Origin of the sequence: Nocardia sp. NRRL WC-3656 (genome assembly GCF_000720265.1) — a bacterium.
Classification (GTDB): Bacteria; Actinomycetota; Actinomycetes; order Mycobacteriales; family Mycobacteriaceae; genus Nocardia; species Nocardia nova.
The window spans coordinates 319,923-344,777 of sequence record NZ_JOJF01000004.1 but is presented as its reverse complement, the minus strand read 5'-3'; the positions used below and the strand labels follow the sequence as shown (position 1 = coordinate 344,777).

Here is a 24,855-nt window from a genome sequence, read left to right as displayed (position 1 = left end):
GACCACAAGACCTACCAGCCCGCCCCCGCAACCTGACCCCATCAGCAAACCCGGAAATCACCAGTAGGACTTGACAACCTCATTGAGATTCCTCCTAGGTGATGTAACTGTGTGTGGTGCAGGGGCGACCCTGCGCGTGGCACTGTTCGTGCCGGCCGGACCTCGCCCCTGACACCGCACGGAGCACGGTCCTCAGCAACACTGAGCGTGGTCGGCTCAATCCTGCCCCCCGATCCCGTCGGAGTCAACCAGAGACTTGAGTCGCTTTCACTCAACCTTGCGTCGATCAGCTCAACGAGCGGGGCGGACGGTTCATTCCCGGCCGGACGAAAAAATTTCCCGGCCCGCCGGAGAGCACGCGACGCTCACCGGGCCTGGTCCCTCGATACGCGGATGACCAGGCATTTCGACCATCCGATGCTCAGCCGGCGGCCGCGAGTACCCGGTCGGCGAGATCCTTGTCGAGACTCACCCGGACCAGGGCGGCGGCCAATTCCGCGTCGTGTCCGGAAGGGCCGAGGCGGTCGAGGCGCTTCGGATCGGTCGACAGATGCAGCAGATCGGCGCCCTTGCGGGCCCGGTCGTCGAAATGCGGGCGCACCCAGGTCCAGACATCCTGAACTTCGCGCAGGAAGATTTCGGCGCCGGTCGGGCCGATGCCCTTGAACTGCTGCAGCAGTTCGGTCAGCCGATCCGGATCCCGATCCGCTTCGGCGGCCAGTTTCCGCAGATCACCCTGGTAGCGGTCGAGCAGGATGGTGGCGTTCTCACCGAGCCGGGTGGCGGTGGATTCGTCGTAGCGGCGGTAGTGGCCGCGCCCCAGCGCATCGACGAGGTCCTGCCAGTCGGCCTCGGCGACGCGCTGCGGGGTGCGGTAGCCGCTCGATCTCAGTTCACGCGCGGCGGCGACCGCGATATCGGCGGTGATCCGGGCGCTCATGAGCTGGGCCAGCACCAGGAGCTGGAACAGCGGAGCGGGTTTGTCGGCGAGAGTGATTCCCGCCTCTGCCGCATAGGTGGTCCCCGCTCGGTCGAGCAGTTCCCGGGCGATCCGATCCTCGTTCGCGCTCATCTGCGACACCCCACTTTCGTCGACCCGGCGATTCACTACCCGGCTAACCCGAGACGCGCAGGTCAAACCCGCCGGCGAGGACGGCCGATGTCTCCTGCCTCACGGCTGGGATTTGTAGATCACCAGCGGTTCCCCGGACGGCGCGACCACCAGATGCCCGCTGCGGGCGCCTTCGGTGAAGATCGTGATCGTCGGCGGGTGATCCGGCGCGGAGCTGTCGCGACCGATGATCAGATGGCTGACCTTCGTCTGCGGCGACCCGACGGTTCGCGGAGCTCCGGCCAGCAGGCCCGCCAATTTCGGCACATCGATCGTGGCGAGGTCGATCGGCTCGAGTTTCGGATCCCGGCTGCTGGTCGTCCAGGTATCGAATTCGCCCTTGTAGGAAGCTCTTTCGGAAATCGACCGGTCCCCAGTGCGGGGCCGCTCGATCGAGGCGTTCTCCGGCATCAGCGTCACGTCGTCGGCGAGCAGATCGCCGTAGTGCTGACGGTAATCGGACAGAAACGCCTCGATTCCGGCGGCGGTCGTCATATCCGGCGGCGTGTGGTCGGCGAGCGGACCGTCGTCGCTGCTCACCCAGCCGCAGAACATGCCGATCAGGGCCGCAGCCGCTACCGCGCCGCCCGCCAGTACCCACCGTCGGGCACGCCGTCGTCGCGCCGGGCGCACGACGGGGGCGTCGGCCACATTTGCCGGAATCTGCAGATCGCCGATGACCTTCTCCACGTCGGCGAAGGTGCGCGCCCGCATCGCCGCGGCGGTGCGCCGCCCGTGCTCGGAGTCGGAGAGCTGACCGTCGTCGCGGGCGGCGTCCAGCAGTGCGCAGGCGTCGACGCGATCCGAATCACGCACGCGCAGACCGCTGTTCGCGGCCGCGGCCGGCGCGCCCGTTCGGCGGGATGTGGCGAAGGTTCCCATCGGCTGCACCTATGTGTGGAACGGGTAGACGCGAATCGGATCGCCCGCGGGCGTGGCTTCCAGGTATGCGTTCTCGTTGAACGAATTCCCGATGTAGATGCTGATCGTGGGCACCTTGGTGATGGTGTCGATACCCATGCCGATATGACTCACCGCGCCGCCGGGGACCTTCAGCAGCGGGACCGCCCGCGCGATCAGATCGCCCAGCGCGGACGTGTTCACCGCGGCGAGGTCGAATATCGGCTTGTCGGCCGAGCGGGTGGTGACGGCGGTCGAGGCCATGAAACCGCCCCGATAGGAGTAGTCGGCCACCCGATTCGGCTGCCGCGCCGAGGTGCGGTCGACCGACGCGAAATCGGGGAACAGGGTCAGGTCGTCGACGGTGGTGTCCCCGAATTTCGCTTGATAGTCGCTGCGGAACTTCTCGAAGCCGGCCACCGTGGTGAGGTCGGGCGTCTCTATCACCACGGGCTGTATTACCTGCGGCGCAGCGGCCGCGATCGGAGCGGGCTCGGGGGCGGCTCGATGCGTCAGCAGATATCCGCCGACCGCGGCGGCCAGCACGACCACCGCCGCGGCGCCCGCGAACCACGCCGTCCCGCTCTGCACTCCCGCCCGCGGATCGATCGGCGCCTCGGCCGGGCGCTGCAGGTCCGCGGTCAGTTCGGCCAGATCGCCCAGGGTTTCGGCGGCCGTGGTCAGATCGGTGAGGGTCTGATGTTCCTCCGCCGAGAGCTGACCGTCGGCCAGTGCGGTGTCGAGGGCACGGCAGGTTTCGGCGCGGTCGGCGTCGCGGGCACGGATATGGGCCGGATAGCGGCCTGCGTGCCGGGGCGGGCCCGGCGGCTGTGTCCATTGCGCACCACCGGCGGGCGGTTGCAGGTCGTCGACCAGATTCCGCAGTTCGCCGACGGTCTTCGCGGTGGCCGCACGGTCGGACCGGTCGTGATATTCGTCGGCGCCGAGTTGGCCCTCGTCGAATGCGGCATCGAGCAGGGTGCGCGCTTGAACTCGGTCCATATCGCGGGCCCGCATGCTGCCGGGTGCGGGCATACCCGGCATTCCGGACCCAGAAGAGCTCACCCCTGGATGGTAGCGACTCGACATCCGCATCACGGCGTGTCGGTGCGGTACCGTGCGGATATGAAGGCCGTGGTGTGCTCGGAAGGCAAGCTGGAAGTCGCGGATATCCCGGCGCCGAAACCCGGGCCCGGCCAGTTGGTGATCGCGGTGTCGCGATGCGGGATCTGCGGCTCCGATCTGCACGCCCGTCTGCACTGTGACGAACTGGCCGAGCTCGCGGCCGCCACCGGTTACCGGAATTTCATGCGCTCCCATCAGCGTGTGGTGCTCGGCCACGAATTCGTCGGGGAGATAGTCGAATACGGGCCCGACTGCCGCAAACGCTGGCAGCCGGGCACCCGCGTGGTGGCATTGCCGATCGTGCGCAACGGCCGCGACCCGGAACTGACCGGACTGTCGGAGCAGGCGCCCGGCGGCTACGCCGAACAGGTCGTGGTGCAGGAATCCATGACGTTCCCGGTGCCGAACGGGCTGGCCACCGACCATGCGGCGCTGACCGAACCGATGGCCGTCGCCTGGCATGCGGTGCGCAAAAGTCGGGTGGGCCGCAACCAGCCCGCGTTCGTGGTGGGGTGCGGGCCGATCGGCCTGGCGGTCATCAGCATGTTGCGCGCCGCCGGCGTGAAAAACATTGTCGCCAGCGACTTCTCACCGCGTCGCCGTGAACTGGCGCGCCGGTGTGGCGCCAATGTGGTGGTGGATCCGAATCTGGAATCACCGTGGACGGCCAACCCCGCGAAGGGTCGCATCTCCGGCGTCACCGATATCCTCAATCTCGGTTTCGACACCATGACGCGACTGCGCAGCATCCCGAAACTGCCCTGGTGGTATCTGTTCCGCCTCGCGCACAGCCTGGACGCGGCGCCGGGCGGGCCGGTGGTGTTCGAATGTGTGGGCGTGCCGGGGATCATCGACCAATTGCTCACCGACGCACCGCCTCTGACCCGCATCGTGGTGGTCGGGGTCTGTATGGAGACCGACCGTTTCCGGCCCGCGATGGCGATCAACAAGGAGATCGAACTGCGCTTCGCCTTCGGCTACGATCCGGGCGAGTTCCGCGACACCCTGCACATGATCGCCGGCGGCAAGGTCGACCCGGCTCCGCTGATCACCGGAACCGTGGGGCTGGCGGGTGTCGACAACGCCTTCACCGCCCTGGGCAGTCCCGAACATCACGCGAAAATCCTTGTGGACCCGTCGAGTTCGTCGGACCACGTGTGATCGCTCAGCGGTCGAGCAGCGGGAAGCGTCCGGAATCCAGCAGTTTCGCGATCGCGTCCAGCCGCGCCGGCGGCAGCGCGTAGTCCGGGTGGGCACGCAGTATCGACGCGGCATCGTGCAGGCCGATCATCTGCTTCTCGGCATCGGCCGCGCTGCGGCCACCGCGCGTCACCGGATGACCGCCCAGGCCGGGTGCGCCGGGCCGCACCCTGCCCTGGTCGACGGCGGTCCGCACGCGGCGCGCGCAGCGGCACGGTGCTGCCGGATTCGCCACACCACAGGTGGCGTTCAGGAAGTTGCCGAGCCGAGTCCTCGCCCGTTCCAGCCGTTTCCGATAGGCCGGCGCGCCGATGCCGAGAATCCACGCGGCCTCGGCCGAGCTCAGTTCGAAGACATCGGCGAGGACGAACGCGACCCGCTCGTCACGGGCGAGGCATTGCAGCATCGCCTGGCTGCAGACGAGCCGCACCTCGCGGGTGAGCACCGTCGCCTCGGGCCCCCGGTACTCCTGTTCGGCCAGCCCCTCGAGCAGATTGGCGGCGAAGCCGTCCAGGTCCAGCTGCGCCGCTTCCTGCGGGCTGCGCCGGCGCTGGTTCAGCAGATAGTTGACGCCGATGCGATAGGCCCAGGTCGTCAGCTTCGCCTCGCCGCGCCAACTCGCGAGATTGCCGACGGCACGCAGCAGGATTTCCTGCACCGCGTCCTCGGCATCGGGCGGATTACCCGTCATCCGTAACGCCAAGCGGTACAACGGATCCTGCAACAGCCGCACCACGTCGGCGATGGCGGTCCGGTCGCCGGCCACGGCGCGATCGACCAGGGCGGTCTCGGCCGCCCGCTCGTCGAGCCCGTCAACGCTCATCGACCTATCGTGCGGTGCCGCGGGCGGCACCGCAACGGCGCAGGTCACCGCGGCGTTGTCCGGACCGCGGTGCGGGGTTCGGTGAGCCGCGCGTCGCGCAGCCAGGTCGCCACGGCCGCGCCGATGGCATCGGGACGGTCCTCGGGGGCGTGATGTCCGGCCGGACCGATCCCGACGACCTCGACCGCGGCGAAGGTCCGCCGCGCCCAATCCACCGCATCCGACGATCCGAGGCCGACGCCGGCATCCACAGCCATCACCAGCTTGGGGATATCCGGTGTGGACGCCATCCAGCGGCCGTAGTCGTCCATGACGGCGGCGACATCGGCGGGCTCCCCGTCGAACGGAATTTCGCGCGGCCACACCAACATCGGCCGCCGCGACTCCGGCGTCGGGTACGGCGCCCGGTACACGTCCAGATCGGCCGGAGTCAGGCTGCGCGCGCCGAACGGGAGGTTGAATTCGATGAACATGTTGTCGCGCAGAATCATCTGCTCCCCCTCCGGTGACCGGAACCGCCGGAACAGCTCCGCCCCCTGCTCGGGCATCTCGGACCAGCGCAGCGGTCGCAGGAATGTCTCCACCACCGCGACGCCGCGCACCCGGTCGGCATGGCGCGCGGCCCAGTCCATACCCAGCGCGCCGCCCCAGTCGTGCCCCACGAGCACCACCTCGTCCAGCTCCAGGGCGTCGAACCAGGCGTCGAGGTAGCGGGCGTGATCGGCGAATCGGTAGGCGATATCGGGCTTGCCCGAATCCCCCATGCCGATCAGATCCGGCGCGAGCACCCGGGTCAGCGGGTCGACGTGCGGAATCACGTTGCGCCACAGATACGACGAGGTCGGGTTGCCGTGCAGGAAGACCACCGGAACCGTTCCGGTGCCGCTCTCGCGGTAGTTGACGAAGGAATCGAGAGTCACGACGGTCGGCATGATGTGTCCTCGGATCGGTGCCCGGCCGAGTTTTCGGCCCTTACATCCGGTTTCGACACGGGCAGGACGAGGTTGTGACCGGCCTTCGCTGTGATGCGAGACACACCACAGCGCCGCGGGTCAGCGGGCGCGAGGCTGACGCACGCGGCTCATCGGGGTGGTTTCCGGTTCCCGCAACTGGTCGACGATTCCCTCCGCGCTCCGCGCCGCCGTCAGGCAGGCCTCGGTGGTGAATCGGTCGGCCAGCGGGTGGCGCGCCCGACCACGCCACTTCCGCACCGCCGCCACAGCGTGTGCCTGCACTTCGCCGCCCGGAGCGTCCGGGGGCAATCCCAGGCGCAGATGCGGCGCCACACCGGAACCGCCGACCAGCCGGTACAACTCGGTGACATCGTCTGCGGGCAGGGGCAATTCATCGGTGCGCAACCGCCCGAGCAGCCGCAGCTCGGCGAATCCGTGCACATCCGCCAACAGGCTGTTGATATGGGGCAGCAGGTCGTCGGCGCGCGTTCCCGGATGGGCGGCCACGATCCGCGCCACCGCGGTCAACGCCGAATGTGCCTTCAGTTGATCGGCCCGCTGGGCGAACTGCACGTCGAGCACCGTGCGCAGTTCCTCCACGCCGCTGCGCTCGCCGAGTTCGCGTGCCAGCGTGGCGGAGTCGCGCACGCCCAGCCGGATCAGCGTCACCGCCATGCGAATGCCGAACAGGCCGAACCGGGCAGCGAGATGGGCTCGCAGTTCCGCCGGCACCGGCAGGGGCAACTCCGGATGCGCGAATCGGTCCGCGGACAGCAGCGCGATGCTCAGATCGTCCACCGAGATCCGCGCCAGCGCCTCGAAGGCATCGAATTCGCGCTGCCGCAGCGTCGCGCCGGCGAAGGCGAGCAGGCCGGCGACCGGAATGACCGCCTGGCACAATCCGGTTCGCTCCAGTTCGGTGGCGAAGCGGGCCGAGACCTCGCGGGCCGAATGCAGGGCATCGATGCGGCCGGCGCCGATCTCGTCGGCCCGGGAGACCACCCCGATCACGCCGAGCGGACCCGAAATACCCTGCCGGGCAGCACCCCCGGCGCCGATGCGTTCCAGGAATCCGATATCGGAGGCGTCCAGCCGGCGCAGCAGATAGACGACCGCGTCGGCCTCGGGGACGGTCACCGCCGCATTCTCGTCGGGCGTGAGCAGCCGTGAGGTGCGCAGCGACACCTCCCGCGACAGCGACGAGGTGCCGGGGGTGTCGATGATGGTGGTGCGAGCCAGGGTGGCGGCCGGCCACTGCACATCCAGATGGTCGACCTCGTGCTCACCGGCGGCGTTCCAGCGCAGCGCCGACAGGTCGAAACTCAGACCGTGCGCCCCGGGCAGGCCGTCGGCGCCGGGAGTGCGCCGCACCACCACATCGGCGCTCGCGCCGTCGGCGGCCAGGGCGCTCACGCGCGGTGCCGGGCCGTGGCGGTACCAGGTCACCATCCGCGTGCACTCGGTGGCATCGGTCGGTGCGATGTCCTGTCCGACCAGCGCATTGAGCAGTGTCGATTTACCGGCCTTGAGCTGCCCGGCCAGCGCCACCCGCAGCGGTTGGTCGAGGCGGCGCGCGCAGTCACCGAGCATCGCGGCGGGGCGCGACCGCGGCGCATAGGCGTGGCGGGCCGCCGAAACCAACCGGCGCGCCTCCCCCACGATGCCCGGCGTCTGGTCGCTGACCTGGTAACTCACGCGTCGACCGTACCCGAGCAGGCTGTGAATACCGGTGCCGTGGGCTGGGAATCCCAGGGCCGCAGGCTCGGAGTCCCGGTGCCGTGGGTCAGGACTGTGCCCCGCGCGCATGACGTCCGGACGGGCCCGCCGGCGGCAGCATCGCATCGGCATGACGTCGCAGCTCGGCCACCACTCGCAATTGCCGCTCGAGTTCCGCGCCCCGCTGCGTGCGCTGGGCGTTGGCCACTCCGGCGGCATCCTGCGCGGCTTGCAGCGAATCGTTGATCGAACGCAGACTGCGGTCGGCGATGCCGGTGAAGTGATCGCGCAGAATGCGATGGATGCGATGCAGCCGGTCGCGCGACTCCTTGCCCGCCTCGAAACTCACATCGTCGAGGTAGCGGCGCACCGCCATCTTCGCCTCGGCGCGCTTGCGCGCCAGCCGTTCTCGTTTGTCGTCGCGAAACGCCTTGCCGCCCAGCAGCACACCCGCGCCCAGTGACACCGGGTTGATCAGCGCAAGGCCCGCGACCGTACTGGCCAGCCCGATCATCACCATACCGCCGTAGGAACCACGCATACCGACGAGCAACTTGTGGCCCATGCCGAGATCCGGCTCGAGATCGGCCAGCGTCACCGCCGCCACCCGCGATTCCTCCAACTCCGAACCCGACCGCACCGCAGGCAGATCCACCGCGCCGAATTCGAGGAAGTGCTCGGCCACCCGCTCGGCCAAGTGGATGGCGCGATGATGCGTCCACAGCAGATTGTCGCCGATGGCGGTGTCGGTCGTTTGCATCAGCCACTGTTCCAATTGATCCCACAGCCGGCCGGGATCGTTCTCGTCGATCCATTCCTCGGCGGTCCTGCCGATGGCGCGCAACCGATCTCGCAGATCGTGGTCGATATCGCCGGCCAGATCGGTGACGCCGTCGCCCAGCGTCTGCTGCCAGGCCGCCGTCCGGCGATGCAGTTCCTCGGCCTGTGCCTTGGCGGTGCGTAGTTCGCGGATGGCGGCCGCACCGCGTTCGGGGTCGCGCAGGGCGACCAGCTCACTGCTCAGTGCCAGTGCGAGATGTTCTGCGGCAGAGGAGATGTCGAGAGCCACCGCGCGTTGCGCCGCCGCCTTGTCCCGGGCGACCACCTGCTCTCGCAGGAAGTCGAAGAGGACACCGAAACCGGATTCCCGGCCCAGCTGCTGATCCTGCAGCCGCATGGCGTGGCTGCGCAGCAGCGCCGAGACCGGGATGATCGGCAGCGCCAGGCGATTGCGCTCCAGATGCGCCTGGTCGGCCTGCAATACCTGCCGCCAATGCGGATACAGATCGATCTTGCTGAGGATCAGCGCCACGGCCGGGCACAGTTCGCGCACCTGCCGCAGGAAGTCGACCTCCGGTTCGGTCAGTTCGGTGGAGGCATCCGAGAGCAGCAGCACCGCATCGGCGGCCGGGGCCAGGGCGAGAACCGCTGCGGCCGTGGCGGTTGCGTGGCCGCCGACCGGCGGGGTGTCGATGACGACGATCCCGTCGGCCAGCAGCGGATTCGGCAACTCGATCTCCACCCGCGCCACGCGGCCGTGCGGAGACTGCGGCGTGACGGTGCGAATATCGCCGAGCGGCAGCGGAATTCGCCGGTTGTCCCGCTCGTCACCGGACGGCGTGGTGACGACGGTCTCGGCCCGGGCTTGCGCGCCGTGCGAGAGCACGATCGGTACCCCGGTGGTCGCATCGTCTCCGACCGGGCTGATGTCGAGATTCAGCAGCGCGTTGACGAATTGACTCTTGCCCTGGTTGCCCAGGCCCACCACCACGATGCGGCGGCGGGGGTCGCGGATCCGGTCGGCCAGCACCTCCAGCCGGCCGACCAGATCGTCACGATCGGCGGTGCGCGCGGCGGTGATGGTTTCGGCGAGAATCCGCGACAGCGGTGAGGCAGGCGCCTCCGGGGCGGTGTTCGCCACGACCACACTGCTCATTTTCGTTGCACCCCAACCTGTTTCGTTGACCGAACCGATTCTTCGCTACCCTCAGTGCAGCAGTCCGCCGGTGATGTCGCCGGAGGCGTGCGTATCGGTGACGGTAGAGGCGTGGCCGGAAGTGTCACCGAACAGGCTCGAATCCGTGTGACCGCCGGTGTCGAGCCCGCCCGACAGCGAGCTGTTGCCGCCCGCCGCCAGGGTGCTGTCGATTCCGCTGTGCGCACCGAGGGCGCTGTCCACGCCGCCGCCGATACCCGAGGCGCCGACGCCGGAGATATCGGTGCCGACACCGCTGCCGAACGCGTGCGACACATCGACACCGGACCAGGTGCCGGCGGCCGTACCCGAGAGTGCCGAGGAGGCATCCGTGCCCGCGTGCAGCCCCGAATCGACCGAACCCGTCAGACCCGAGCTCGCATCGGCGCCCGCGTGCAACCCCGAATCCGCCGCGCCCGACAGCGAGGTCGACAGATCGCCCGCACCGTGGAGACCGGACTCCGCGGTCCCCGACAACGAGGTTCCGAGGTCACCGGCACTGTGCACACCCGACGCGGCGGTCCCGGACAGCGATGTCCCCAGGTCGCCCGCACTGTGCACAGCCCCCGCGCCCGCGCCGGACAACGACGTGCCCAAGTCGCCCGCACTGTGCACGGCACCGGCACCCGCTCCCGAGAGCGAGGTCGCCAGGTCGCCGGCACTGTGGACGCCCGCATCCGCTGATCCGGACAGGGAGGTTCCGAGGCCCGTCGCGCTGTTCACACCGGACGTCGCCGCACCCGACAGCGAGGACGACAGATCCCCGCCCGCATGCGCCCCCGAGGCCGCGGCCCCGGACAGATCCGCGCCGGTGTGCACACCGCTGCCGAGACCACCGGACAACCCGGTCTCCAACCCGGTCGCACCCTGCGCCCCCGAAGCCACCGCCCCGCCGAGCCCCGCTCCGATACCGGCGGCACCCCCGAGTCCCGCGGCGGCATTCGCAGCACCGCCGAGGGCACCACCGAGACCGGCACCGGCATTCGCCGCACCGTTCAGGGCACCGCCCAGTCCTGCACCGGCATTCGCCGCACCGTTCAGGGCACCGCCCAGTCCTGCACCGGCATTCGCCGCACCATTCAGGGCACCGCCCAGTCCTGCACCGGCATTCGCCGCACCACCCAAGGCACCACCGAGCCCCGCACCGGCATTCGCAGCGCCGCCCAGTCCCGCTCCGGCATTCGCGGCACCGTTCAGTGCACCACCGATACCACCCTGCGCAGCACCGCTCAGCGCACCGCCCAAATCTCCGGCCGCCTGTGTCGCATCCGACAGATCACCCCCGATCCCGGCACCGGCATCGGCCGCCCCGCTGAGTGAACCACCAAGGCCCGCAGCCGCATTCGCCGCTCCCCCGAGTGCGCCACCGAGCCCAGCGCCGCCCGCGAGTTCTCCACCGAGTCCGGCACCCGCTTGGGCCGCACCCCCGAGAGCACCACCGAGGTCGGCTCCGGCCTGCGTCGCACCGCCGAGCTCACCACCCAGATCGCCACCCGCATGGACCGAATTCCCGAGCGAACCTTCCAGCCCCGCACCAGCATTGGCGGCACCACCCAAGGCACCGCCCAGTCCGGCACCGGCGTCCGCCACACCACCCAGCGCACCACCGAGACCAGCGGCCGCGTCGGCCGTACCGCCCAAGGCACCACCCAACTCGGACCCCACCCCGGTCGTGGCGCCCGCGGCACCGGACAGCCCCGCACCCAAGTCACCCGCCGCATTCAGCGCACCACCAAGGCCGGCACCCGCATCGGCAACACCGCCCATCGCGCCTCCCAGTCCTGCACCGGCGTTGGCCGCGCCGCCCAACGCGCCACCGAGTTCGGAGCCCACCCCGGTCGCCGCACCCGCCGCACCGGACAACCCCGCACCCAAGTCACCCGCCGCGTTCAGCGCACCATCGAGACCCGCACCGGCGTTGGCCGCACCACTCAGCGCACCGCCGAGACCAGCGCCCGCGTTGGCGGCACCGTCCAAGGCACCTCCCAGCTCGGAGCCCACGCCGGTCACCGCACCCGCCGCACCGGACAAGCCCGCGCCCAGGTCACCGGCCGCATTCAGCGCACCGCCGAGCCCCGCACCGGCCTCCGCCGCACCACCGAGCCCAGCACCCGCGTCGGCCGCGCCGCCGAGCGCACCGCCGAGACCAGCGCCCGCGTTGGCCGCGCCGCCCAAAGCACCACCGAGTTCGGAGCCCACGCCGGTCACCGCACCCGCCGCACCGGACAGCCCCGCACCCAAGTCACCCGCCACGTTCAGCGCACCACCGAGACCAGCACCGGCATTCGCCGCGCCACCCAAAGCACCACCCAGCTCGGAGCCCACCCCGGTCGCCGCACCCGCCGCACCGGACAACCCCGCACCCAAGTCACCCGCCGCATTCAGCGCACCACCCAGCGCACCGCCGAGCCCCGCACCGGCCTCCGCCGCACCACCGAGCCCAGCACCCGCATCGGCAACGCCGCCCAGCGCGCCACCGAGACCGGCACCGGCGTTGGCCGCGCCGCCCAACGCGCCACCAAGTTCGGAGCCCACCCCGGTCGCGGCACCCGCGGCACCGGACAGCCCCGCACCCAAGTCACCCGCCGCATTCAGCGCACCGCCCAGCGCACCGCCGAGGCCCGCGCCCGCTGCTGCCGCACCGCCCAGGGCGGCCCCGAGGCCGGCACCGGCTTCCGCCGCGCCACCCAGGGCACCGCCGAGGCCCGCGCCCAGACCTGTTTCGAGTCCGGTGCCGAGTTCACCTCCGGCGTTCAGAGCGCCTCCGAGGGCTGTGCCGAGGCCGGCACCGGCTTCGGCCGCACCCCCGAGCGCTCCGTTGAGTTCGGTTCCCAAGCCCGCGCCGGCTTCGGCCGCGCCGCTCAGCGCTCCGCCGAGCCCGGCGCCGAGGCCGGAGATGCCGGCGCCGAGCCCTGCCGTCGCTTCGGTCAAACCTGTTGCGGTGGAGGAGATTCCGGCCTGGATTCCGGTGCCGATCTCGGTGGAGAGGCCGGCGCCCGCCTGCGCGATGGTGTCGGCGGCGCCTTCGATTCCGGCGGAGAGGCCGAGATCGGTGCCAGCGGTGCCGGCGGTGCCGGTGCCCGAGAGCGCGCCGCCGAGTCCGACCGCGACCCCGGTCAAGGCGCCCAGTCCGGCGGTGAGCCCGGCCGCGGCGCCCGCGCCCACCGATGCGGCGGCGCCCAGTCCGGCGGACAGCCCCGCCCCCAGGTCGGCGCCCAGCCCCGCACCGAGGCCGAGGCCCGCGCCGGCCTCGATTCCGGTTTCACCACCGAGCGCGGCCCCGGCGCCCAGGTTGGCCTCGCTGATCGCACCCGCTTCGCCGGCCAGGCCGCCCGCGAGCCCACCGCTGCCGCCGGCCGCCACGCCGAGACCAGCGCCGGCGGCCGCACCACTCCCGGCCGCAACGATGGCGGCGAGCTGCGAGCCACCCGTGACCAGGGCGGATTCGGCGACCATCGGCGCCACGGCGGCGATATCCTCCGGCGTCACCGCCTCGAGTCCGGCCGCGCACAGCGATTCGGTCGGGTTGGTGCAGTAACCGACGGCGGCCTCGTGGTCGCGCAACAGGTTGAGGATGAATTCGAGAATGGCGTTGGGGGTCATCGCAGATCGTCTCCTGGATCGGCGGACCATCGTCGATCCGCAGCAGTCGAATTGCCTTTCACGCTAAGAAGCCCCGGCGTTACGCGAAACGGGGTGAATCCCCTGATTTCCGTATCGGCACCGATAGGGGAATCAGGCGCATTAGGGGACTTTCCCCAAAGCTTCCGGATCAGGGGTAACGGCGGCCCCCCGGCAACCGACAGTGGGATAGATCGTGACGACCGCAAATATTCGTGACGACCGCAAATACCAACGACAGGGGTTCTCGAATGACTCAGGGCCTGACGCTCGGCATCACGGTCGGGTCGTCGCGCACAGTCGCCGCGACCGGCTCCACTTCCGCGAGCGCCGACCCGGAAAATATCTCTGTTCACATTCGTCGCCACCGTTTCGGATCGGCGCCCGAATTGTCGGAGAATCTATTGTCCCGAGTGGGCGATCCGGTCGATATTCTCCTGCCCGACGGCTCCTCGGTCGCTGCCGCCGATCTGGTCGCCGAAACGATCTCCCAGGTCGTCGCCGATTTCGATCCGGATTCCGTGGTCGCGACCGTACCGGCGTGGTGGCCCGCACACATCGTCGAGGCACAGCGCCGCGCGCTCGACCGCGTCGGCGCCGAGGCGGTGGTACTGGTCGCGGAACCGCTCGCCGCGCTCCGTCGGCTCGAGGCGAGCACTCCCTTCCCACCCGACACCCCCGTCGTGATCTACGACTCCGGCGCCACCGGCACCACGGTGTCGGTCGTGGGTTCGGGCCCGCACTCGGGGCTACTGGGCGAACCGGTTCGCTCCACCGAGGTCTCCGGCGCGGAATTCGATCTGCTGACGATGCGCTACGTGCTGGCAAATGCATTGGGAGAAACGGATTTCGACCCGTTCGACCCGGTCGTCGAACGCGAATTGTCGATACTGCGAAACCGTTGCGCCGATGCGAAACACCGGCTTTCGACCGAGACCGCCACGATGGTTCCGGTCCGTCTGGCCGGTATCGCGCGCGATGTGCGCCTGGTGCGTGACGATGTGGAGGATCTGTTCCGCGGACCGCTCACGGATTCGCTGAACCTCGTGCACGAGGCGGTGCGGCGCGCGGGAGTGGGCATAGACCAGGTCGGCCGGATCCTGCTCACCGGCGGCGGTGCATCCATCGGCCTGCTCACCGAACTGATCTCCGGCGAGTTCGCGATCCCGATCGCCCCGGTCGCCGATCCCGGTTCGCTCAGCGCCCGGGGAGCGACGTTGCTCGCGGCGGACCTGTACACCGACGCGCAGCATCACGCCGCAGCCCTGGCCGTACCCGATCTCGCGCTCGATTCGACCGAGCCGCAAGCTCTTTCCGACGACGCCACGACCACGGCCCTGCCGGCGATCAGCGACCGGACCGTCGTCGAACCGCCGCCCGCCGATACCGTCCCGCCGGCCGGAACCAGCCGGTGGCGCCGCGTCGCCTTCATCGCCGGCGCCGCGATCGCCGTGGGCGCGGTGGCCACCGGCACCCTGGCCCTGGGCACCGCGGGAAGTCCGTCGAATTCGTCGCCCGCTCCCGCGGCGGCGACGTCCGCGGCTCATGCGGCGGCGACCTCGGCGGGGGTCGCCCCGGCCGGCGCCACCGACCCCGCGCATCCGACGGCCGGGAGCCCGGTGACGGCCGCGAACAACACCGGCACCACCCGCGCCGGCACGGCCGCCGCCGAGAACTCGGCGGGTGCCCCCGCCCCGGGCACGGCCGCGCCGAATTCCGCCGACCCGAACTCCCCGGCTCCGAATTCACCGGCCCCCGCCTCCGCGGCGGCCCCGGACACGCCGGCACAGAACTCCCCGGCACCCAATTCCCCTGCCCCGCAGGCACCCCCGCAGACGCCCGTCCAGACGCCGTCCGCGCCCTCGGTGCCCTCCCAGCCCACCACTCCGAGCTCTCCCGGTGGTTCGCTGGGAAATACGCTGGGCAACACGCTGAACGACGGTCTCGACCAGACAGGCAACACCCTCGGCACGGTGCTGCAGGCGCCGGGCAAGGTGCTGCCCCACGAAGGCAACTGAGGATCGGTGACAGTGGTCGGCAACCTCGCGGTGGCGTACGGCGCCCTTCCGGGCGCGCGGGAGATTCTTCGGGAACTGGATTCGGACTCCCCGGATCCGCTCGTCTACCTGATTCGGGGACGGTGCGGCACCGGGAAGTCCACGCTGCTCGCCGCGGTGCGAAATCGCCTGCGACGCAGCGGTATCGGCTGCTTCGACGATGTGAGCGCGACCACCACCCCGCCCGATACCCGCGCCGCCGTGGTCGTCGACGACGCCCACACCCTGGACCAGCTACAGCTGGAAAAGCTGTGCGCCGCCGTGGAATCGGATTCGCGCACGATCATCGTCGCGACCCGGCCGCAACCGCACGACAGCGCCCTGCGCGCGCTGGCGGACGCGGTGTCGCGACGCGGGCGGGTGATCGAACTCCGGCCGTTGGGCACCGCCGATATCGCTCCGTTCGCCCGCGAATTGGGAATGACCGTGCCGCGTCCGGTCGCCGATCACATTCACCGGCACACCGGCGGCATCCCAGGTGGTGTGGTGGCCGCCCTCACCGCCGCCTGCGCCACCCGGCTCGAGGGTGGCATCGAGGCCGTCGACCAGGCCGTAACAAGCTGGGCGCGAGCCCTTCTCGACGATACCGAACCGCAACTGCTCGAGGTGCTCACGGTCGCCACCACCGGCGCCGGCCTCGATCCGAGTGAGCTGGCGGAGGTGCTCGGCACCGACGAGACGACGGCGGTCGGGCTCGTCGACCGGGCCCGCGCCGGGGCCCTGATCACCGATGCCGACCTGTTGCTGAGTCCCGCGATCGAACCGTTGCGCACCCTGGTCGGCGAACGCCGGTTCGTCTCGATTCAGCGCCGCCTGCTCACCGCCCGTCTCGAGGCCGGGCTGCTGCGCGACCACACGGCCTTGCAGCTCGCCGAATCCGGGGTCCGCGACGATCGGCTGGCCGAATTCCTGCGCGCCGCAGCCGAAAACGCGGGCAGCGACGCGAGCCGGTACTACACCGCCGCCGTGGCCAGCGGGTACGACGCACAGCGGATCGCCATCCCGCGCGCCACCGCGGCCGCCCTCGGCGGTGACGACGAATCCGCCCTGCGCTTGGCCGAACCCGTACTCGCGCGCAGCGACGCGCCACCCGCGGAACTCGCCGCCGCCGTGCGGATCAGCGCGAGCGTCCATGCCCGCCGGGGACTGATCGGCCGGGCGGTGCAGCTGTACGCCTGGCTCGGCACCGCCCGCACCGGCGCCGACTGGGCGACCGCCGCGGCGGTGTTCCACCTCGCCGGAGCGGTCGGCGACGCGCAAGCGGTGTCGGGTTCGGCGGCGCAGTGGCCGCCCACGGAATCCAATGCCCGCACCGGCCGTTTCGCCACCGCGCTGGCGCAGAGCATCACCGGCGAATCTCGCAGTGCCGCAACGTCGGCCGCGGCCGCCCTGATCCAGCTGGCCCGCACGGCCGCGCCGGAGGATCGCATGCTGCCGTGCGCGCCGGTCGCGCTCGCGACCCTGCTGTGCCTGAGTATGGGTGAACCCCGCCGCGCCGCCGACGCCCTGCGCGGCACCGATCCGCACGATCCGCAGATCCGGGTGCTGACGGCGTGGACGGCGATGCTCGGCGGCGACGAACAGACCGCCGCCGGGACGGTCGCGGCCGTCGACACCACCGCCCTGCCCCCGCGCGATCGCCTGCTCGCGCACGGCGTCCTGGTCGGCCTGGCCCGCCGCGCCGGAGACCACGGAATCCTGTTGCGCGCCTGGGAGGCCGCCTATCCGACCTTCGACGAGGTCGACGCCGATCTGCCCGCGCTGCTGCCGATCGGTGAGCTGTGGCTGGCCGCCATCCGCCTCGGCGAGCAGGAACGGATAGCCCGGCTGGTCGAGGCGGCGCGAAATGTGTTGCGCAGTGCGGGAAATCCCCCGGCCTGGGCGAATGTGTTCCACTGGTACGAGATTCAGGCCGCGATCGCCCACGAGCGCCCGGACGAACTGATGCCACCTGCTCGACTGCTGAAAACGGCTGCGCAGGCGGGTGATCCGCATGCCGCGATTCTCGCGGACGCGGGCCGCACCTGGGTGCTGGTGCTGCGCGGTGAGGTCGCCGAGGATCGGGTGACGGCCGCGGTGCGACGGCTGGCCGCGATCGGCATGGTCTGGGATGCGGCCCGGCTGGCCAGTGAGGCGGCGTTGAGCGCCGGCGATCCCGCCACCGCGACGGCCCTGCTGAAACTGGCCCGCACTGTCCGCACCGTCTCCCGGCCCTCGGCCGCGCCCGAGCGGACTCCGGCCGCCCCACGCACCGCGACCCCCGAACCGGCGGCGGCCTCGGTCCTCAGTGAGCGCGAGCGCGAGGTGGCCGAGCTGGTCCTGCTGGGCCTCACCTACCGGGAAATCGGCGCTCGACTGTACATCTCCGCGAAGACGGTGGAGCATCATGTCGCGCGGATCCGGCGTCGAATCGGAGCCGGATCGCGCTCGGAGTTATTGTCGATGCTCCGCGCAATGGGACACGGCTCGCTACTCGTGTGATCGGCGCGCTCGAGACACCGAAGCGAGGTATTGAGGATGGCCACAGGGGTGGGCCTGCGGATCGCCGACGATGAGTGCATCGCGGCGATCGTCACCAGCGGTGGCGAAACCGACGAGACGCCCGAACCCCTGTACATCGCGCGCGAGTCGGTGCTGCACATGTCCGACGAGGGCGATACCGCGCTCGGTGGTGAGGCGCCGCCCGGACATGCCCACTCGATCACCGGATTCGTCCGGGCGGTCGGTGATCCCGCCGGTATCACCGTCGACGACGGGGAGGCCTACCGCGCCGAGGATCTGGTGGCGACGGCGATCTTCTGCCTGATCAACCTGGCCGCCGAGCATCTGAGCGGCCCGGCCGAGTTCTACGCCACCCATCCCGGCGACTGGCCGGCCGAGTATGTGCGCGGTTTGCGCGAGGCCCTCGACTACCTGGGGCTGCGCTCGGTGGTTCTGGTCAGCGACGCCGACCTGCCGGCCTCCGACGACAGCCGCGGTCGTGCGCGCGACGCTGCCCGCGCGGCCCTGGCAGCCGTGCTCGCGACCCCGGCCGGGACCACCCCGCCCGATCCGACCGGCACCGAGAACGCGCTGGTGGTCACCGATGTGCTGCCCGCGGTCCACGCCGCCGACGGTACGGTTCAGGCGTATTCGGCGGCGATGCCCGCCGCCGAACCCGCGCCCGACCCCGAACCCGCCGCCATGACCGTCGCGGCCACCGTGGCCGCCCCGGCGGAAGTGCCACCGGCGGAGCCGAAGCGCAGTCGACGCACCCCGCTGCTCATCGCCGCGGCCGCGGCCACCGCCGGTCTCGTCCTCGGTGGCATTGCGGCGGCCCTGCTGCTGCACGACGATGCTGCCACTCCGGTCCCCACGACCGGCGTTTCCGGCCGGGCGGAGGCCCCCACGCCGGTGACGACGACGGTCGCACCACCCCCGCCGCCCCCCGTCGCGCCGGAACCCGCCCCGCGGGAGTACCCGGAGACGCCGACGGAGACGACGACCACCCCGCCTCCGCCGCCACCGCCGCCGCCCACGCCGACCGTGACTCCGACGCCGACCACGCCGCCGGGGACCACCACGTGGCAACGGCCCACGACCACCCCGCGCACCACCACGACCACGCCCAACGGTCTGGAACCGGTGCCCGGATTGCCGCTGCCGCCGGGCCTGCAGTTCTCCTAGTCACCGACTCCGTGATGATTTCGTAGCGAAACTCACGCCGTTGTGCCCTAAAGTGATGCGCTGACCGGTCGTTCCGGACGTGCACCGGGCGAGCGGTCTGTTTGATGGTCGAGGGCTGTTGCCACCCAATGGTTTACCGCCCACGGGTGGCCGGCACGTATGTGCCTGACGAAGGGACTCCATGCGCAAGTTGGCGGCGCGTCGCGCCACGGTCGGACGCGCCTCGGTGGCACGCGCGTCGGTGAAAACTGCTGCTGTCGCCCTCGCTTCGACTCTGCTTCTCGGCCCGTGGATCGCCACATCGCCCGCGCTCGCCGATCCGGCGCCGGCCCAGTCGGCGGCCGACACGCTGCCGCCCGAACTGGTGCAGGCCATCGGACGCGATCTGAAGATGTCGCCCGCGGAGTATCTGGACCGTGCCGCCCGTGCTCAGCAGTTGCGCGACTACGCCCGCGAATTCCGCTCCTCACACCCGCAGGCCTTCGCCGGGGCGTGGCTCGGCGCCGACGGCAAGCCGGTGATGGCGGTGACCTCGCTCGACGCCGCGCGCATCGCCAACTCCGCCGGATATCAGACTCGCCTGGCGCCGATTTCGGCCGACAATCTGGAGAGCTCGCTCGACCAGCTGGTCAAGTGGATCGGCGGGCTGCCGCGGGAACTGTCGGCCGGGATCAATTCGGTCGCCATCGATTTCCTGAACAGCCAGCTGGTGCTGAGCGTCGCGAACACCCCGGCCGGTCACCTGCTGAACCTTCCGACCCTGATCGCAAACGTCAAGGTCGTGCTCTCGCCCGACGGCGGCGGCCCGGTCGAGCACCGACCGATGGCCGGCGACACCTACATCAGCGCTCCCACCTCCCTCGACGATTCCGCGCTGAAGTCGGTGGACGTCTGCTCCTTCGGCTTCAACAGCATCGACGCCGCCGGGAACGCGCTGAATATCAGTGCCGGACACTGTGATCCGAACGTGGGCAAGGGCAACTCCGAGGCCGGGGTCTACCTACCGAACGTGCGCAACCTGAAGGCCAGCCCACAGTTCGGCACCTTCGTGAAGGCGCAGCTGGGCGGCAGCACCGGACTGGACTACTCGGTGATCAAGCTCAACGAGCGGGCGATCACCGCCGGCATGGACCAGCCCTCGGTGCGCGGCGGCAACGGCACCACCCTCACGCTGACCGGAACCGCCGAACCGATCACCGGCGCCCCGATCTGCAAGTCGGGGCAGTCGTCCACCTTCACCTGTGGGTTCGTGGTGGCCGACCGGGTCGAGACGGCGCTGTTCACCGCCGAGGGCGAATCCAAGACCGTGCGCGGATTCGCCAGCTCGGCGTGCACCCTCGGTGGCGACAGCGGCGGGGCGATCGTCTCCGGCACCCTCGCCCTGGGCATCACCAGCGGTTCCAATGCCGCCGACGCACCCGATTGCAGGTCCGCCAACATGGATCTGGCGCAGTACGGCGGCACCGCCACGCTGGGCATCCCGATCCGGCAGATCCTCAGCGATATCGATGCCAATTCCGGTGGCGGCCTGGGCGCCGGCATCACGGTGCGTACGCGCCCGAACGCGGGCTGACGATCCTTCCACTGCGCCGAGGGGCACGTTCGCCGGAGCGGACGTGCCCCTCGGCGCGATACGGGCCGGGTGAACAGCGGGTATCGATTTCCGGTATGCCCGGTGTGAGTTCGGCCAAAGTCCGCGACAAGTAGGCATAGCCGCGCAAACCCCATATAGTCGCCTCATGCTCCTGCCACGCATCCGACTTTCGTCCGCCGCGGGACGTGCCCCGCGCACCCGCCGCCGCAGCGCGGCCGTCGCCGCCTCGGCGGCGGTTCTGGTTCTCGGGCCGCTCGCGGCGACCTCTTCCGCGGACCCCGCGCCCGCGCCGGCCCCGAACCTGCCTGCCGATCTCGTTGCGGCCGTGCAGCGCGACCTGAAGATCTCGCCGGAGGAGTATCTGCACCGCGCCGATGTGGCGCAGCACGTGGCGGCCTTCACGGCCACCGCGCAGCGTCAGTTCCCGCAGGCGTTCGCGGGCGCGTGGCTCGACGACGCCGGCAAGGCCGTGGTGGCGCTGGCCCCGGGCCAGGGCCTCGACGAGGCGAAGAAGGCCGCCCAGGACGCCGGATTCGGCGTGAAGGACGTGGCCAAGAGCCAGACCGTGCTGCGCAGCGAGAAGAACGCCTTCCAGCAGTGGCTCTCGGGCCAGCCCGAGGCCGTCGTGCAGGCCGTGCGCGGCGTCGTGATCGATACCGTCAACAACAGCATCGCGGTGCGCGTGGACAAGGCCGGCGTGCCGATGCCGGGCTTCGTCGACCCGGCGCACGTGATCGTGATGGCCGCTCCCCCGGTCGGCCCGCCGGAGTCCGACGCGCAGGTGAAGCCGGTTGCCGGTGAGCAGCCCAACGCTCCCCGCGCCGGCGGCGACGCCTACGCCTCGGTGGCCGGCAAGATGCAGCTGGTGTGCTCCACCGGCTTCAACGGTGAGGACCGCAACGGCAACCCGGTGAACATCACTGCCGGACACTGCGATCCGAACATTCCTGCCGCCGGTACCGCGAACGCGCCGGGCATGTTCGAGCTGCTGCCGGGCAACCACATCGGCGCCCAGCTGGGCTCGTTCCAGAAGTCGATTCTGGGCAACCAGGACTACTCGATCGTCTCGATCGACGCCGGCAGCCGGGATCGCTTCGCCAACAACCTGGTCCGGGTCCCCGGTGCCGCGCCGATCGCGATCACCGGTGTCGCCGACCCCGTCGTCGGCGCCCCGGTCTGCAAGTCGGGTTCGCGCACCGGCTTCAGCTGCGGCGTGGTCAACGCCGTGGATCAGACCGTGCAGGTCGGTGACCGCGACCTGACCCAGGCCTTCTCGGCGAACATCTGTGCGCTGCCGGGTGATTCGGGCGGCCCGATCGTCACCGGCACCATGGCCCTGGGCATCTCCAGCGCCTCCTCGGTGGCCGACTACCCGATCTGCGAGATCCCGAATCTGATCGGCGCCCTGACCGGTGACGCGCCCCAGTTGTTCGCGCAGCCGGTGAACCAGGTGCTTTCCGACAACCCGGGTCTGCGGGTTCGCACCAACTGAGCGCTTCGAGCATCGTCGAAGGCCCGGCAGCAATGCCGGGCTTTCGTCGTATCCGGGGCGGGAACCGGTGTGCCCCGAGCATTCGGGGCAGCGCAATTCGGGGATCCTTCTCCGCGCTGCCGGATGGAAGGATCGCACGCATGTTCACAACGAAGCTTTTCACCGTCGGTTTGCTCTGCGCCACTTCACTTCTCGTCGCCGCCCCCATCGCATCGGCGACGACCGCCACGCCGGTAGCCGCGTCCGATACCGCCGGTCTGTCCTCCGGCAGCAGCCAGATCAACCTCGGCTGCCTGCTGGACACCCTGTCGGGCGGCGGACGGACCGCCGACTGCAACCCGCCCTCCATCCCGGTCGGCTGATCGCCCACGAGGAGGCGCCTCGTCGGCAGCACCGAGCCCGCTGTGGCTCGTGCCGACGGGGCGCCTTCGCGCGCCGGTGACGAGACTCGGTGGCCGCGACCGCGATAGTGCCGGCACAGCGGCTGGGGCATGCTGGAGTTATGTGTCTGGTGTTGATCGGGTGGCGCGCGCATCCGGAGTATCGGCTGATCGTGGCGGGCAATCGCGACGAGTTCTACACGCGCCCAACCGAATCGATGCGCTGGTGGCCGGAGCGGCCGAACGTGCTGGCCGGGCGTGATCTCGGAGCTCCGGACGGCGTGCCGGGCACCTGGCTGGGGATCGTCCCCGAGGCCGGCCGGTTCGCGACCGTCACCAATGTGCGCGGCCCGAACGAGGGGCGCACCGATGCCCGCTCCCGCGGCGCCCTGCTGATGGACTATCTGACCGCCTCCACGGCCCCGGAGAAGTTCATTCGTACCACCGCGGCCGATCTGGACGACTACAACGGCTACAACCTGGTGGTCTCCGATCTGGAGACGCTGTGGTGGCAGAGCAATCGCAGCGAGGCCACTCCGCTGGCCCTCCCGCCGGGAGTACACGGGCTGTCCAATGCCGCCCTGCTCGGTTCGACCCTTCCCGGTTCCGAACGGACAGCAGGCATCGCGGATGGTCGGACCGCGGAGAGCGAGGGCACCGGAGACGACATCGTGCACACCGACACCGGCGCCACAGCGTGGCCGAAGGTGCGCGACGGCGTGCGCGCGCTGAGCGCGATAGTCGGTTCGCCCGCTGTCGAGGACTACTTCGACGTCCTGGCCGACCCCACCATCGCACCCGACGCCGAACTACCGCAGACCGGATTGTCGCCGGATCAGGAGCGCTCGGTATCGGCCCGCTTCGTCGCCAACGACTGGCACGGAACCCGCTGCAGCACAGTCCTCCTGGTCCGCGAGGACGGACGTTTCGAGATCGCCGAACGCTCCTTCGCCGAATTCGGCAAACCGCTCGGCGAGGTGAGCTACACCGGGCGGCTGCGGTTCGCGGACTGACCACCACAACGACAACGGCCCGCCTTCCGTGTGGAAGACGGGCCGTACACGTCTAGGAGCCGGCCGATGACCGGCTCCGCGCCGCGAACTACTTCGGCTGGTTGGCCTGCTGCGCCTGGCCGCTGGCCGCCGCCATGGCCGCATCCGACCACTGGGTGGTGCCGTCGGCGGCCTGCATGGTGTTGACGAGCTCGACGCCCGCCGCGACCAGAGCAGGGCCGCCCACCGCGACGGTGCCCACGATGCCGCCGACGCCGGCGCCGGTCACCAGACCCGGGATGCAGCCGGCGACGATCGTCACGACACAACCGATCGCGGCGCCGATGGCGGTGCCGACGAAACCACCGATCGCGGTCGCCAGACCGAACTTGGTGGCGAAGTCGCTCATCGCGCGCTGGTTCTCGATCGGCGAGGCGACATCCTTGGCGACCAGAACCGGCTTATCGGCCTGGATCGGCGCCTGCTGGTCGACCTTCGTGTCCGCGACCGCGGCCACGGGGGCGGCGGCGACCGGCTTGGTCAGGTCGACGTTGGCGGGCTTGTCCGGCGTCAGCTCGAGTACCGTGCCGTTGTCTTTGAGCACCGGCTTGATCGGAATCTGAACGCCCGCGATCCGGTAGTCGATCGGCATCTCCAGGGCGACATTGCCGGCCTGGTCCTTGATGTCGACGACCTGCTGCTTCTGGTCGGGAGTCGTGCCGTGCTTCTCCACGAGCTCGAACGTGCCGTTCTTGAGCTTGGTGACGACAGTCTTGTCGACCAGTTTGGTGGAGTAGTCGATCCCCGGCTTGGCGTCGGCGGCCGGAGCCGGGGCTGGTGCAGGGTCGGCGTTGGCAGTTCCCAACGCCACGGTCATTGCGCCGATGACCATAGCGGCGACCGCAGTACCTCTGCGGAGCTTCATTCGGTTTCCAATCCGTCATCAGGGTTTGCCGCACGCAACTTCTCCGCGAGAGCCCACGCATCCATCAGGCCATCAACCCCGACTTCAAACCTGACGGACCTCCCCGAGCAGTGTGAAGGTGCACACAGCAAGCAGGACGAGGTGAGCTTAGTCGAATACCCCGACCGAAAGCGAGAATTGTTATGTGCCCTAACAATTAACGCGGAATTCCACAACGGTTCGCCTTCGCGGCGAGTAAGCCTGTCCTGGCTTGAGCACCGGATTTGCCGGGATTTACCGTGTCAGACGACCGAGCCCACGCCAAAACCGCAGGACAACACGTGAG

17 protein-coding genes are annotated in these 24,855 nt (G+C 70.2%); 8 read left to right on the top strand and 9 right to left on the bottom strand.

What is annotated here, in order from left to right; translation table 11 throughout:
• Positions 1–421 precede the first annotated feature (421 nt).
• The 3 genes from IG65_RS0108680 to IG65_RS0108670 all read right to left on the bottom strand — a co-directional run bounded on the left by IG65_RS0108680 (position 422) and on the right by IG65_RS0108670 (position 3,076).
• A complete protein-coding gene (locus tag IG65_RS0108680) occupies positions 422–1,072 on the bottom strand; it encodes an endonuclease (protein WP_030514330.1) in 651 nt (216 codons plus the stop codon).
• A gap of 99 nt (positions 1,073–1,171) precedes the next feature.
• The gene (locus tag IG65_RS0108675; protein ID WP_063833555.1) at positions 1,172–1,993 is read right to left on the bottom strand and encodes a DUF1707 domain-containing protein; all 822 of its coding nucleotides are present in this window, start codon (positions 1,991–1,993) and stop codon (positions 1,172–1,174) included.
• Between the two features lie 9 nt (positions 1,994–2,002).
• On the bottom strand, positions 2,003–3,076 hold the full coding sequence (locus IG65_RS0108670) for a DUF1707 domain-containing protein (protein WP_197039804.1): 1,074 nt from the start codon (positions 3,074–3,076) through the stop codon (positions 2,003–2,005).
• A gap of 60 nt (positions 3,077–3,136) precedes the next feature.
• On the opposite strand from IG65_RS0108670, the gene IG65_RS0108665 reads away from it, so the two are divergent.
• Positions 3,137–4,297 (top strand): zinc-binding dehydrogenase, encoded by a 1,161-nt coding sequence (locus IG65_RS0108665; RefSeq protein WP_030514327.1) that lies wholly within the window; start codon positions 3,137–3,139, stop codon positions 4,295–4,297.
• Positions 4,298–4,301: 4 nt separating this feature from the next.
• Here the strand turns inward: IG65_RS0108665 and IG65_RS0108660 are convergent, their stop codons facing one another.
• The 5 genes from IG65_RS0108660 to IG65_RS0108640 all read right to left on the bottom strand — a co-directional run bounded on the left by IG65_RS0108660 (position 4,302) and on the right by IG65_RS0108640 (position 13,406).
• Positions 4,302–5,159 (bottom strand): RNA polymerase sigma factor, encoded by an 858-nt coding sequence (locus IG65_RS0108660; protein ID WP_030514326.1) that lies wholly within the window; start codon positions 5,157–5,159, stop codon positions 4,302–4,304.
• Positions 5,160–5,203: 44 nt separating this feature from the next.
• Complete coding sequence (locus IG65_RS0108655; protein WP_030514325.1) at positions 5,204–6,091, bottom strand: haloalkane dehalogenase; 888 nt, start codon at positions 6,089–6,091, stop codon at positions 5,204–5,206.
• Between the two features lie 120 nt (positions 6,092–6,211).
• Entirely contained in the window at positions 6,212–7,807 is a 1,596-nt protein-coding gene (locus IG65_RS0108650; protein ID WP_231509096.1) for a dynamin family protein, read from the bottom strand.
• Between the two features lie 88 nt (positions 7,808–7,895).
• Entirely contained in the window at positions 7,896–9,764 is a 1,869-nt protein-coding gene (locus IG65_RS39665) for a dynamin family protein (RefSeq protein ID WP_030514323.1), read from the bottom strand.
• A gap of 51 nt (positions 9,765–9,815) precedes the next feature.
• Entirely contained in the window at positions 9,816–13,406 is a 3,591-nt protein-coding gene (locus IG65_RS0108640; RefSeq protein ID WP_030514322.1) for an IniB N-terminal domain-containing protein, read from the bottom strand.
• 431 nt (positions 13,407–13,837) lie between these two features.
• Here IG65_RS0108640 and IG65_RS0108635 point away from each other — a divergent pair, with 431 nt between their 5' ends.
• The 7 genes from IG65_RS0108635 to IG65_RS0108605 all read left to right on the top strand — a co-directional run bounded on the left by IG65_RS0108635 (position 13,838) and on the right by IG65_RS0108605 (position 23,626).
• Positions 13,838–15,442, top strand: coding sequence for an Hsp70 family protein (locus tag IG65_RS0108635; RefSeq protein ID WP_197039803.1), 1,605 nt, complete (start codon positions 13,838–13,840; stop codon positions 15,440–15,442).
• A gap of 6 nt (positions 15,443–15,448) precedes the next feature.
• A complete protein-coding gene (locus IG65_RS0108630; RefSeq protein WP_231509095.1) occupies positions 15,449–17,962 on the top strand; it encodes a LuxR C-terminal-related transcriptional regulator in 2,514 nt (837 codons plus the stop codon).
• Positions 17,963–17,998: 36 nt separating this feature from the next.
• On the top strand, positions 17,999–19,147 hold the full coding sequence (locus tag IG65_RS0108625; protein ID WP_030514319.1) for a hypothetical protein: 1,149 nt from the start codon (positions 17,999–18,001) through the stop codon (positions 19,145–19,147).
• Positions 19,148–19,328: 181 nt separating this feature from the next.
• Positions 19,329–20,720: a S1 family peptidase gene (locus IG65_RS0108620; RefSeq protein ID WP_030514318.1), complete on the top strand. Its 1,392-nt coding sequence runs from the start codon at positions 19,329–19,331 to the stop codon at positions 20,718–20,720.
• Positions 20,721–20,886: 166 nt separating this feature from the next.
• Positions 20,887–22,233: a S1 family peptidase gene (locus tag IG65_RS0108615; protein WP_051755558.1), complete on the top strand. Its 1,347-nt coding sequence runs from the start codon at positions 20,887–20,889 to the stop codon at positions 22,231–22,233.
• A gap of 140 nt (positions 22,234–22,373) precedes the next feature.
• Positions 22,374–22,595, top strand: coding sequence for a hypothetical protein (locus tag IG65_RS0108610; protein WP_030514316.1), 222 nt, complete (start codon positions 22,374–22,376; stop codon positions 22,593–22,595).
• A gap of 140 nt (positions 22,596–22,735) precedes the next feature.
• Positions 22,736–23,626 carry an NRDE family protein gene (locus tag IG65_RS0108605; RefSeq protein ID WP_030514315.1) on the top strand — a complete coding sequence of 297 codons (891 nt, stop codon included), beginning with the start codon at positions 22,736–22,738 and terminating at the stop codon, positions 23,624–23,626.
• 88 nt (positions 23,627–23,714) lie between these two features.
• On the opposite strand, the gene IG65_RS0108600 is transcribed toward IG65_RS0108605, so the two are convergent.
• Positions 23,715–24,482: a hypothetical protein gene (locus IG65_RS0108600; protein ID WP_231509094.1), complete on the bottom strand. Its 768-nt coding sequence runs from the start codon at positions 24,480–24,482 to the stop codon at positions 23,715–23,717.
• Positions 24,483–24,855: the final 373 nt, after the last annotated feature.